The sequence below is a fragment of the Lachnospiraceae bacterium JLR.KK002 genome (assembly GCA_036941025.1).
GTDB lineage: Bacteria > Bacillota > Clostridia > Lachnospirales > Lachnospiraceae > Petralouisia.
In genome coordinates, this window is record JAYMNP010000001.1 from 1,409,335 (window position 1) to 1,421,808 (window position 12,474).

Below are 12,474 nucleotides of genomic sequence, written 5' to 3' on the forward strand. Positions count from 1 at the left end.
TTTGTCCTCCTTATAAACTTTCTTCTTTTCCTTTACCCTTTGAGATGTCCGGCTTTTCCGGCGTTTTCTGCCCGTATGCCTTCTCCCGCATCTCGGCAAGTTTTTCTTTTACGGAAATGCGCCCTCTCGGACTGTCTGCCAGCATCTTCTCCTTCCCATGCTCCGCTGTCTTTTCCGATACTGCCCGGTTCATCTGCGGCTTAAAAGGCGCATCCGCCACAGCTTCCGCATCACGCCCCATTTCCTCTGTGTCCAGTTCCTCCTGTTCCCCGTCAATTTCCGGCTCATCGTCCATATCAATCCCATCGCCGCCCTTTTCATCCATGTTTAACAGGGCATTTAATTCTGTCAGGCGTTCCAGTTTCTCCGCAAGCTCCGCTTCCTGTGCGAATGGCTTTGTGACCTCCACTTTTGCGGTTTCAAGCTGATGCTCCACGTTCTCCAGTTTCTGCGCCACCGCTTCCATTTTCCCGGTCATACCCTCTAAGGCGTTGCTTAACCTCTGCAAATTTCCCAACGGATCAGTGCCGATTTCCACCTCATGGGTGATGCTGCCCTTTAGGTTCACCGTAAACTTGGAAAAGAACGAATCAAAGGAAACGCTCATCTTAAATCCCTGATACTCCCCGATTGTGACCGCCATATTCGGCTGTTTTGCGCTCCGGCACATATCAATCAGTGCTGCCCCGGCTTCCTTTTTGTCCGTATATACCCGGTTTCCGATTTTTATGGAGAAAGTGTCCTTGTCCGGGAATTTATTCTGTGCGTAGGTCTGAATGTCGGCACGATACCCCGCAAGGCGTTCCTTCATGGAAGCAATCTGCACCGGGTAATGCTTCACGATGTTGTCCTCTAAACGGTACTTCTGGCTGGTGTGGTTCGCCTTTAACAGCTTTAGCTTGGATACCTGAATATCTAAATCCATCTTTTCTTTTATGTAGGGATTGCCCGTTGCCAGAGCCTTCACTTCGGCATAAGTGAGAGCCGCTTCGTCTATGTCCTCACAGCTTCTGACCGGGGATTTGCTCGTCATAATCTGACCTATAAATTTCTGCTTGTTTTCGATAAGCTGCCAACTGTACGAATCGAACGTACCTTCTGTTACATACCGGAATATTTTCACCTTGTCATTCATGTTGCCCTGTCTTAAAATCCGCCCTTCCTGCTGTTCAATGTCAGTCGGTCATTTTTTGCGGACAGTTCAATACATACCATCCTTTTTTGTTCCCTACTCCTGCGTTTGCTCTCGTTTGATTTCTCCCTCTGCACCTTTTTCGCACATGTCGGGCAATATTTTGAGATAGCGGAGCCGGGAACGTATTCAACACCGCACACCATACAATTCTTTGGTGGCAACGCTGTCCACCGCTTTGTGGGTGTGATATGTAATTCACCGACAAAGCCGATGAATTTATAGTAAATCTTGATTTCCTGCTTCACTGTTCCGTCTGCTGACTTCTCACGCTCCGAAACAAGTATCTTGTCTATCAGTGCATTTATGACTGTTGCGTCCAGTTCTTTTAAGCCTTGATAATTACGGATAAGGGAGAGGAAGTCACGGATTCCCTGCGATTTCTCGTAGCTTTCATTAAGAGTTTCCGTTACCTCTTTCAATCTCGCTTCGATTTCAAGCTGTTCTTTCTGGTATTTCCCCGACATCATTTCATAATTCCGCTCGGTGATACGCTCCATGACCTTATCCTCATAGAGAGAGGAAAACAGCCTGTCAAGCTCCGCAAGACGTTTGTTTAGTTTCTTCCGTTCCTTTTCCAGTGCCTTTGCCCTGCTCTGGTCTGTTTCCGTGAGCCGCTTCTCAATTGCCCTCACCGCCCGCTCGTCATTCACCGCCATATCCGCAAAACGGTTAATGTCATCAAGGACAGCATTGAATAAGTCCCTCGCTTCAATGGCATGTGCGGTACACATGACGTTGCCATACCTGCCATAATTATTACAGGTATATTGTACGCAGTCGATGATGTCGGGGCGTTTTCTCCTGTTGGCGCTCATAGCCCGCAAAGCGTAGCCGCAGTCCGCACACTTGATAACGCCTGCAAAGATATTTTCAAAGCCGCCCTTGTTCTCTGGCAGTCTGCGGCTTGTGATAAGCTGCTGTACGGTATCAAATTCCTCCTGCGTCACTATCCCCTCGTGGGTATCGGGTATCACTTCCCACTCTTCGGGCAGCTTAGAGGGGCGTTTCTTGCTTTTCATGTTGGCGGCAATCCGCTTGTAGCCTGCAAGGTTTCCCGCATATATTGGGCTTCTTAAAATGCCCCTCACGCTGTTCTCACTCCAAATATAGCGGTTTTCTTCGTTGTCCTCAAAGTACCGTTCATAACCTGCCGCCCCCTGCTCCGCCGCATAAGCGGCAGGGCGTAAAACGTGCTGTTTATTAAGGTACTTGCGGATTTTAGAGATTCCGTTTCCTGCAAGTGCAAGGTCAAATATCTCCCTTACCACATGGGCAACCTTATCATCAATCAGCAGGTGGTTATGGTCGGCGGGGTCTTTGATATAGCCGTAGGGTGCATATGTCCCCATGAATTTCCCCTGCTGAAACCTTGCACGGTACGCCGATTTAATCTTGACCGACACATCAGCAGAATACATTTCATTTAGGATATTGCGGAATGGGGTAATGTCCATCGCCGATTTATTGAGCGTGTCCACGCCGTCATTAACCGCTATATACCTCACATTATGCTCTGGGAAAAAGACTTCCAGATATAAGCCGCAGTCAAGGTAATTCCTCCCCAGACGGGATAAATCTTTCGTAATCACGCAATTTATCAGCCCGTTTTCAATATCCTTAATCATGTTCTGGAAGCTCGGTCTTTGAAAATTCGTACCAGAATAACCGTCGTCCACATACGTTTTTGCCAAGTGCCAGCCCTGCTTTTTTACATAATCTGTGAGGATGGATTTCTGTGTGGCAATGCTCGCACTCTCGTTATCCGTGCCATCGTCCTTTGACAAGCGGCAGTAAATGCCGACTAAATATATTTTCTTTTCTTCTTTGATTCCTGCCATACTGTTAAACCTCCGTCTTTGTTCTAATAGGTTTCATGTTCCATTGCGTACATTCTAAGCGGATATACCCTCATTGTCGAAGGTGTCATCTTTGGCAATCTCCCTCCGTATATCCTCGGAGATAATCGGGATAAATGCTTCCGCAACGGTCTGTGTGCCGACATATTCCCGACTGATAATTACCTGCACCTGTGCTTTTGGCATGATACGCTTTCTCTTTTTGTTCGCTGTCTTATCCTCGCCCATATTCAAATCTTCCTTTCCAGACAGGGCAGGGGAGTATATAAAATCCCCCTGCTCTGCCAAATCAGACACAATCAATCCTCACTCTTTACTTCTTTCTGCAATGCTTTAAGGAGAGCCGCCGCTTCATCAGCGGTCAACGTGATTCCCTTGCCACACTTCTCACGGTTCGGGGAGAAGCTGCGGATGTCATACTTCGGCTCGTTCCCGTTCCATGAAATTAAGTTGATTTCCTTTGTATAGCCGCTGCCGCTCGTAGACAATACGGCGATTTCTTTTACAATCTCGTACTGGATTTCTTTCATTTTCTACCTCAACTCTCTGTCTTATCTGGCTGTCTTTTTTCTTCCAGTGTCTTATATTTACCTCCCGAAAAGAGAAGCTTAGCGGCTGTCCCTGTTCCGTTTCCTCTGCAATTCACGCTCTAAAAGTTTGATGATAGTGTCCTCCATCTGCTTCGGCGTTGTGCCTTTCGGGAAGTATTTCTTTAACCGCTCCATGCCGATTTTCACGGTTTCTTTCTGGTTTCCCTTTTCCTCGGTCATAATGGAAAATATCATATCCATATCAAGCCACCCGCTATGGCTCAAGGTTTTCATCCGCTGTGCCTGTGAGAGTGAGGGCGTTGCTTCCTCGCTCTCCATTGTGGCGAATAGGTCTTCCTGCTCTTCTTTCTTCAAAAAGGACAGTTCCACCGCAGGCGTGAGGGCGATTTTCCCCTCGTCCACCATCTGTAAAATCGGCGGTATCAGCTCCGTCAATCGGATAAAACGCTGCACGGTCATCCTGCCAACGCCGAAGCCCTGCGCCACTTTATCGTCTGTCCGCAACTTCGTCCCAACTTGTGACGAGGTTAAGTCTGTGCGGAAGCCCTGCCGCTTCATGGCTTCGGATTTCATCTTGTAGGCAAACGCCCGCTCCGATGGCAGGATATTTTCACGCTGTAAGTTGCTGTCTACAAGAGTGATAATGGCTCGGTCACGGTCTAAGGGCAGGACAAAAGCGGGGATTGTGTTTATCCCTGCAAGCTCCGAAGCACGGACACGCCGCTGTCCTGCAATGATCTCATATCCGTTCCCGTCCTCTTTCGGGCGTGTGATAATCGGCGTTACAATGCCAAACTCTTTGATACTCTCTGCTAATTCTGACAGCATTTCGTCCTCCACAACATGAAACGGGTTATCGGGAAACGGATATAAATCTGCGGTCTTTAATACCTTAAAATCCTGTTTCTTCATTCACATTCCTACCTTTCTTTCTCTCTATTCCGATTGCTTTTCTGCAATTCTTCTAATACTTCTGGCGGTATTTTTTTCAATAACTTTTCCATCTGCTGGTTGGTTTTCTGCAATTCAAATATCCTCTGGTTGGCTTTCTGTACCTTTAATTCCTGCTCATACTTTTCATCACGCATACGCCCCGCATAGTCGGATTCCTGCCCAATTCTCTCTTTCAAGCTGTCGATATACGTCTGCTGTTTGCCGATTTCCTTAGAGAATTTCTCCACGTCTGGGAGCCACGCCGCAATCAGTTCCAGAGCCTTGTCACGCTTTTTCCCTGCGTTAAAGGCGTTGATGTCGGAGAGGGCAGACACGATTTCCTCATACTGTTTATCAAGCCTGCCGCCCAGTTTATAGAGCCATGTGGGGATATGCTTCCGTCTGGTTTCCATTGAAGATTGACCTCTCTCTAATTCGTTCCACCGTGCAGACATACGCTCATGATAGGCGGTCTGCCACTCGGATAAGGATTTCTGGTTGCCTAAGATAGACTTCGCTGACAGCTTGTTGTCGGGCGTAAGCGGAACAAAACATAGGTGCATATGGGGTGTCCTCTCGTCCATGTGGACGACTGCGGAGAGGATATTTTTCTTCCCCACACGCTCCGAAATGAAGTCAAGAGCCGTCTGGAAATATGCTTTCTGTTCTTCGGGCGGTAACTGGTTCATAAATTCTGGCGAAGCGGTCATGAGCGTTTCCACCATCATCACGCTGTCTTTCCTCACCTTGCAGCCCGCTTCGGCTACCATTCGGTTTATCTCTTTCTTGTAGGTGTAACGGGGCGGATTCACAAGATGGTAGTTATCTTTGGAGCGTCCCACGTCAATGTCTGGGTTGCTTTTATAGGCTTCTTTCTTCCGCTCGTTGTGGCGTTCGCAAGCAGCAACGCCGCCTGCCTTGCGTTTCTGGAAACGCAGGATTGCATAAGGCATAGTTCATCATCTTCCTTTCTTTCGGCGGGTAATCTCCCAAAAGGTGACGGTGGGTGACGGTGATGACGGTGTTTTTGGGATACCTCCACGGGAGCCGCCGACTGTCACCGCACATTCTTCCATCCGAAGCCGCAAGGCAGAGGATGGGCAGGGCGTAAGCCCTGCTTTAAGGGAGTCCAGAGGGAACGTCTGGCACACGACTTTGCAGGGCAAAGTGTAGTGTGTTACACCCTGTAAACGCAGTCGGAAAAATCGGTAGATTTTTCTGACCGCAGGGGTGGCTTTACGAGCCGAAGAGGGCGAGTAATGCCCACGCCTGCACTTTGCGTTTACGGGGTGTTCTCCCGCAGGGCAGAACCGCCGATTTTACAAATATTTGCTATGACGGTGACAATGGAAGGGGGTATCCCAATCTAACCGTCATCACCGTCACCACCGTCACCCGACTGCCTTGTGAGGGAAATCTCCCTGCACCCTTTCTTCCTGTGGTAGCCGTAACGGATATTGTTTTCGCTGAGGAAACTGGCGAGGTATTCGTTGAGCCGCTTCGTCATGATGTTGGGCGGCGTTCCCGTTTCCCCCATCTGTTCCAGAAGCTCCGTTGCCGTTCCAGTCCATTCCTCCCTGCCCTGCATGAAATCCACTAACCGAAAGAGAATGTCTGGTATCGCTTCTTTGGCAAGCTGCTCCTGCTCCTTACGCTCCACAAGCTCCCAACTGCAATTACGGAAACGGAGCGTGAACTCCTGATAGGGCGTGTCCCTGCCCGTCACATACAGCTTGGCGGCATTGGACGCACGGCTTTCCTGTTCCAGAACAAAGGTTGCGTCCGCACTTCCTGTCAATCCCGTCGTGCCAGACACTTTGTTGAACACGTCGCTGTCATTCTGCTTTCGGATGTGGTGTACGACAATGACCGCCAGAGAGTGCCTGTCGGCAAAGTCTTTGATAAGGGAAATATCCCCGTAATCACTGGCATAGGCGTTGTCTTTGGATGCGGTGCGGATTTTCTGCAAGGTATCAATCACAATGAGCCTGCTGTCGGGATATTCTTTCAGATAATCTTCTAACTGCACGATAAGACCGTCTGACAGCTTATCGCTTGCCACCGCAAAGTGAAGCCGCCCACTCGCTTCATCCGTCAAATGGAACAGCCTGTCCTGGATACGGCAGAATGTGTCCTCAAGGCAGAGGTAAAGCACATCGCCCTCCTGTGTCGGCATATCCCACAAAGAGATTCCCTGCGACACGCAGAGGCAGAGCTTTAACATGAGCCAGCTCTTGCCGATTTTCTGTGAGCCGCAGAACAGGGTTAAACCCGTGGGTATCAGACTGTCCACCACAAAGGACGGTTTCTCAAGCGGCTCATAAAGGAGCGTGTCGGCGTTGACCGTCTGAAGCTTCTGCATGGGATTCCTCCTTTCGGGCGGTGTCTTTGGTTTTGTTGCACATAAAAATAAACCTCCTTAAAAAGATTTACTCCCACGAAAAAAATGAGAGTATGTAATGCCGCCAGTCCCACGCCAATCAAGAGCAGATTTCTTTTTCGGGCGGTAACGGTCACGGTTGGAGATACTTCCTCATTTCTGCCTTAACCTTTTCCCTCGCAACTGAAACGGATTTCTGAATTGCGGAAGCGGTGCAATGCTCCATTTCGCCGATTTGGTAAAAGTTGAAATCATACTCGTAGTAGAGCAGGAAACGCCGCCTTTGTATCTCTGGCAGTCGGGCAACCGCTTTGTAAAACAGTTCGTTCCGTTCTTTTTCAATCATTCTTTCATCAAGCGTTTTAGGCACTCTTAACGCACGTCTGTAAAGCGTTTCATCCCATACCTCGTTAAATTCCCTGTGCCGCTGGTTCCATTGCTGCAAGTTCCTGTTCCTGCGCTCCATCTGCCGAAATTCAAAGAATAGCTGTTTTGATACTTCCAGTTCATGGTATTCCCCCTGCCCGTCCTTAAAGCTGATAAAATACCTTGCTCCGCTTTCCGTGGATTCCTCCCGAAGCGTATATGTCTTTGCCCCGTATGCCATTTTCTTTCCTCCCGAAAAAAATTGAGTGAGAGGATTGCCCTCCCACCCAATAGCCCGTGGGGATGCTTAAATTTCCCCGAAAGGATAAAAAATAGGCTTTAATTTTTTGCGGAGCCTTTCAAGGCGTTTATAGACCGCCCTTTCGGTAAGCCCTACCACCGCCGCAATCTCCCTTGTGGAATACCCCTGCATTTTCAGCAGGAGAATGAGCAGGGTATGCTTGTCCACCGTAAGCAATGCCTGATACAGTTTCTCGTCCTCAATCTCGTCCAGTAAGTCCTCAACGGTATTCGGCTCCGCCTGCTGTTCGGCATCCGCCATTCCCTCAAGGTATTCCCCGAAGTCGCTCGTCCATCGGTAAAACCGCCTGTTGGAATTAAAGTCTACCCTGTCCTCAATACGGATTTGCTCAATGACCGCTTCATCAACACCGCACTCCCGCAGCACCTTTTCCTCGGCTTCTTTCCAGATACACCATTTCCTGTCCTCACGTCCGTGGTTATATGCCATTTCTTATTTCCTCCAATCTGAATTTTTGAAAATGTAAAAAATCCTGATTGGAAAGGTGGCGAACGACAGCCAGCAGCGGAAACAGCCCTGCGGCACATTCCGATAAAAAACGACAAAAGAAAAACCGCAAAGGTTCTGTGACCTCTACGGTTATAGGAGATACATATTCTGTTAAGTGGAGATTCTACTTCTGGTTTCATGGTGAGAAGTAGCGTTGCATAAACAGGGATTTTTTTAACTGGCTTCCTGCCATTCCCCGATATGCTATGTATGGATAAATTCTGCGTTGCATGAGCAGATAGTTTACTGCCCGAAAAAAGGACATAAAAACCTGCTAACAAAAGTCAAGACTTTTTAGCAGGTTTTTAAATATATTTTTCGTATGAATTTTTCCTACGACAATTAGACCGGTGGAAAATCCGGTCTGCCGTATCCGCTGTTTTAGTTCTTTTTACTTCTGGTATACTTCCATCACACGTGCATAATAAATCCTAAGGAATTTATTTAATCCCGCTATTTTTGCTGCACGTTTTGACTTTCCTTCTTTTTCTTTCTTCAAAATAAATCTATACACTGCTGCGTCTGCTGGCTCTTTATGGGTTTTCAGACATCTCATCACTTCATATCCAATCTTTCGCAGGCTGGAAGAACCTCTCTTGGATATTTTCCTCTCTGTCCCCATAAACTGCCCTGACTGATAGGGCGGCGCGTCGATTCCTGCGTGGGCTATCAGGGCTTTTCCGCTATGGAATCTTCTCACATCCCCAATCTCTGCAATCAATTTAGGCGCAAGGACATTTCCAACACCTCCCATTGCCCTGACAACCGGATATTCCGGCAGACTCTTGGCTAATGCCTGCATCTGTGTTAGAATGGTCATCAGAGTGTTATCGACTTCTCGTAACACCCGTACTGCCTCCTGTACCAGCATTTTGGTCGATGGGGTATCGGAGGGTACTGTGGGGATGCCTTCTTTTGCCAGTGCATAGATCTTGACGGCTTTATCCTGGCTCTGATGGTATCCCTTCTCTTTTGCCCATTTCAGATAGCTCTCTATAAACTGTTCCTCCGGTTTCTTCGTGATATTGTCATAATGCCAGTATTCTTCCGCAAAATCCCCCAGCTTATCTTTCCCATTTGTTTCATTCCAGCCTTTCAGCAGCGTTTTGATCCCAGGCATCGTATAGTCCAGAAGATGAGTCAGTTCCAACACGCTCTCCACACGCATCCGCATATAGTGACGGTACTGCCTTCCCAAAAGCTTCAGCTCCGCATAGACGCTTTCTTCTGCCTCATAGTCCTTCAGCCTGTACCAATGGTCAATCCCATAGTTAGAGATTGTAATGGCATCCTGCTTATCCGTTTTCACACGTCTTAACCCCTGACAGCGGTATTCCTTCATCTCAAATGGATTAATCACTGCCACAAACAGCCCTTTTTCTTTCAGATAGCTTAATACAGGCAGATGGTAGATCCCAGTAGCTTCCATGACCACACGGATGTCATCATTCAGACGCAGCAGCATGGAAGTCAGTTCGGACAGTTCTTTCTCCACATGACAGACTTCAAAAGGCCTGCTCACAACCTCACCATAAGGCTTTAAGATACATACGGTACTTTTTTCTTTTGACACATCAATTCCTACACTTATCATCTGTAACCTCCAAAATAAATCTGTAATTGTCCCATCCACACTTATTACCACTCATTTTAGTTCGTTACACGAAAGCACCTTACGGGTTTCAACCTGCTTAAACGACTGCTTATAATAAGGGATGGTTGACGGTTTTTATGACGGATGTGGTTAATCCAAAAATCGCTTCGCCAGACCAATTACTCCCTTATCATAAAAAAATAAGTGCAGAAGGTAAAGCACTATTGATATGCCTTATCTCTTACACTTATATGGTACTAAAATCCCTCCAAACTTTAAAACAGGTCTGGAGAGTGTCTGTTAAGTCTTTTCGGGCATAGCAATACCGCCCACCAATACACCGTTTTTTTATATGGTGGGCTTTCGCCTTCAAGCCTTATGAAACAAAACAGAGCCGACAAACTGTGATTCTATTTCACAAGTTCATCGGCTCCGCATCTATGTGTCTGGCTCTGTGATGACAATAATCTGTAATTTCTTTGCGTTAATTAAAGTTTCTCGCTTGCACTTCGGACAGTAAAGAGGATAATTCATCAAAATAGTATCTTCCCTAAGTCTGTCACGAGTCTTATTGCCACAATTCGGGCAATATATCCAGTGTATTTCTCTCATTGTATTTTCTTCCCTGCATTTTTAATAAGTATGCCAAAATTTCACACAAGCTCCTCCAGATTGTGGATTTGATATTTCAACAGAGCCTCCTAGAAGGCCTGATAACTGCTTTACAATATATAATCCTAATCCAGAATGAGAGCCTTTACTTGAACGTGCTTCATCTCCACGATAAAATCGTTCTAAAGCTTTATTTAAATCTTTTGAACTGAAGCCATCCCCATTATCCAAAACAGCATAATAAATATATGTTTCATCAGCTTCAACATTTATCTCTATTCTCCCCGATACGGGAACATATTCTATACTATTGGAAATAACATTATCTAAAATTCTTTCTAATTTGTTCTTATCAGTAAATATAGTGGCAGGGATATCAGAAGCCATTTTCAATGAAATACAAACCTTTTTATCTTTTGCCCGTAATTCGTATTCGGCTCTCTTTTTTTGCAACCATTCTTCCAAATTTATAGAATCTTTCTCTATATTTACATTTGGCAAAGTGAGTTCCGTTGTGTACTGCATTTGATTAACCAATACTATGCTTTTTTCGGTATTTTCTTTTATTACAGAAAGATATTCTGTTTGCTCAACATCTATTTCTGTATCATCTATCAACGTTTCTGTATATGCTTTGATTATAGATAATGGAGATTTTAAGTCATGTGCCAGGGCTTGTACATTTTCTGTTCTCTCTTGTTCCATTTTCCATTGTGCGGATAAAGAGTTCTTGAGTGCATTTTGCATAGCCGAAAAAGATTCGCACAATGCACCAAGTTCATTATTTGCATGATAATCAAGTTCAAAATCAAGGTTACTATTCTTTATCTGTTCTGTACCCTTTGTGAGAATTTTCAAAGGTTTTATAACACTTTTAGCAAAATTCCTTGAAAATATAAGTGTAAATAAAACCATATATAAAAATGGAGAGCAAATAATAAATACTAAGACCACAGGCATCCACGGATTTGCATTGTTTATCGTTGACATATCCAAAGAATATATGATTGAAACAGCACCGTCTATGTTCCCGATATCAGTAATAATAGGAATAGTGTGAATATAATATTTGTCCTTTATAAATGTAGAATTTATCTTTTGGTACATCGTTTCTTTAGAATCAAAAATATCATTACTATATGTTCCGTATAGCTTTTTTCCATTTTTATCTGTAAATTGATAATAAATAGTATCTCCTGTAATCAGTTCACTTACATCCTCCTGTTGTAAAGAGCTTATACCTTTATCAGAATGGCTTCTTACATAATCTTCAACAAGAGGAATTTGACTTTCATAATAATCAGCAGGATAAATTTTCTCGCTACTTATACCATACATAAATATTACTGCAACGAGAATATAAGTGACGAACGAGGCTAGTATGGTTGACAAGATAATCCATATAAGCGTTATTCGAAATTGTGATACTAATGACCAATTTTTCATTTTGTCAAATCACCTCTCTTTATTCCACTTATACCCAATTCCCCATACAGTAGAAATATACTGTGTGTCTGGGTCTACTTCTGCAATTTTGCTTCTGATTCTTTTTATTCTTTCCACAACGGTAGTATTATCTCCAGTACCATCATATCCCCAAACTTGTTCATAAACTTGTTCTTTTGTAAAGACTTGTCCTGCATGGAGAGCAAGAAATTCTATTATCTCATATTCCGTTTTGGTTAATGGAATTTTCATATTACGTATATTTACGTTTTTGCCTAATATATCCAAAACTAACTCGCCAAAATGAAATTTTGTACGTTTGTTTTCTGCATTTATAAATTGAGTACGTTCTTCACGACGTAAATTTGCCTCAATTCTTGCCATAAGTTCTCTAATTCCAAACGGTTTTGTAATATAATCATCTCCGCCAAGTGAAAAACCTTTGATTTTATCAATTTCGGATTGTCTGGCACTTAAAAACAAAATTGGACAAGGTACGCTATTCCTTATTGCCCGACACACTTCAAAACCATCTATTTTAGGCATCATAATATCAAGAATAATCAAATCTGGATTTTCCCTCGCCAACTCAATTCCTCTTTGCCCATCATAAGCTGTTAAAACTTCGTGTCCTTTTTTATTTAAATGTTTTTCCAATAATGACACCAAATCTGTTTCATCATCAACAATCAAAATTTTGCTCAAGGCTATCACTCACTTTCATCAGAAT

The 12,474-nt window shown here is 44.9% G+C and carries 12 protein-coding genes and 1 pseudogene; all 13 read right to left on the bottom strand.

Annotation, left to right across the window (positions count from 1 at the left end; genetic code table 11):
• Nucleotides 1–10 precede the first annotated feature (10 nt).
• The 13 genes and pseudogenes from VSQ32_06825 to VSQ32_06885 all read right to left on the bottom strand — a co-directional run bounded on the left by VSQ32_06825 (nt 11) and on the right by VSQ32_06885 (nt 12,449).
• Nucleotides 11–1,183 (bottom strand): annotated as a pseudogene (locus VSQ32_06825) (helicase).
• Nucleotides 1,147–3,033, bottom strand: coding sequence for a recombinase family protein (locus tag VSQ32_06830; GenBank protein MEH2942579.1), 1,887 nt, complete (start codon nt 3,031–3,033; stop codon nt 1,147–1,149). Before VSQ32_06830 ends, VSQ32_06825 begins: the two are co-directional and overlap by 37 nt.
• Before the next feature lie 54 nt (nt 3,034–3,087).
• Nucleotides 3,088–3,279, bottom strand: a complete 192-nt coding sequence (locus VSQ32_06835; protein MEH2942580.1) for a stage II sporulation protein R — start codon at nt 3,277–3,279, stop codon at nt 3,088–3,090.
• A 71-nt stretch (nt 3,280–3,350) separates the two neighbouring features.
• A complete protein-coding gene (locus VSQ32_06840; GenBank protein ID MEH2942581.1) occupies nt 3,351–3,581 on the bottom strand; it encodes a PC4/YdbC family ssDNA-binding protein in 231 nt (76 codons plus the stop codon).
• Between the two features lie 78 nt (nt 3,582–3,659).
• Nucleotides 3,660–4,514, bottom strand: coding sequence for a ParB/RepB/Spo0J family partition protein (locus VSQ32_06845; GenBank protein ID MEH2942582.1), 855 nt, complete (start codon nt 4,512–4,514; stop codon nt 3,660–3,662).
• Between the two features lie 8 nt (nt 4,515–4,522).
• A complete protein-coding gene (gene mobV, locus VSQ32_06850) occupies nt 4,523–5,488 on the bottom strand; it encodes a MobV family relaxase (GenBank protein MEH2942583.1) in 966 nt (321 codons plus the stop codon).
• A 413-nt stretch (nt 5,489–5,901) separates the two neighbouring features.
• Nucleotides 5,902–6,897 (bottom strand): AAA family ATPase, encoded by a 996-nt coding sequence (locus VSQ32_06855; protein MEH2942584.1) that lies wholly within the window; start codon nt 6,895–6,897, stop codon nt 5,902–5,904.
• Between the two features lie 151 nt (nt 6,898–7,048).
• Complete coding sequence (locus VSQ32_06860; protein MEH2942585.1) at nt 7,049–7,522, bottom strand: sigma factor-like helix-turn-helix DNA-binding protein; 474 nt, start codon at nt 7,520–7,522, stop codon at nt 7,049–7,051.
• Nucleotides 7,523–7,588: 66 nt separating this feature from the next.
• Nucleotides 7,589–8,032: a sigma-70 family RNA polymerase sigma factor gene (locus tag VSQ32_06865; GenBank protein MEH2942586.1), complete on the bottom strand. Its 444-nt coding sequence runs from the start codon at nt 8,030–8,032 to the stop codon at nt 7,589–7,591.
• A gap of 451 nt (nt 8,033–8,483) precedes the next feature.
• Nucleotides 8,484–9,686, bottom strand: coding sequence for an IS110 family transposase (locus VSQ32_06870; protein MEH2942587.1), 1,203 nt, complete (start codon nt 9,684–9,686; stop codon nt 8,484–8,486).
• Between the two features lie 438 nt (nt 9,687–10,124).
• Nucleotides 10,125–10,298 carry a cysteine-rich KTR domain-containing protein gene (locus VSQ32_06875; protein MEH2942588.1) on the bottom strand — a complete coding sequence of 58 codons (174 nt, stop codon included), beginning with the start codon at nt 10,296–10,298 and terminating at the stop codon, nt 10,125–10,127.
• Between the two features lie 21 nt (nt 10,299–10,319).
• Nucleotides 10,320–11,636: a HAMP domain-containing sensor histidine kinase gene (locus VSQ32_06880; protein ID MEH2942589.1), complete on the bottom strand. Its 1,317-nt coding sequence runs from the start codon at nt 11,634–11,636 to the stop codon at nt 10,320–10,322.
• 117 nt (nt 11,637–11,753) lie between these two features.
• The gene (locus tag VSQ32_06885; protein ID MEH2942590.1) at nt 11,754–12,449 is read right to left on the bottom strand and encodes a response regulator transcription factor; all 696 of its coding nucleotides are present in this window, start codon (nt 12,447–12,449) and stop codon (nt 11,754–11,756) included.
• Nucleotides 12,450–12,474: the final 25 nt, after the last annotated feature.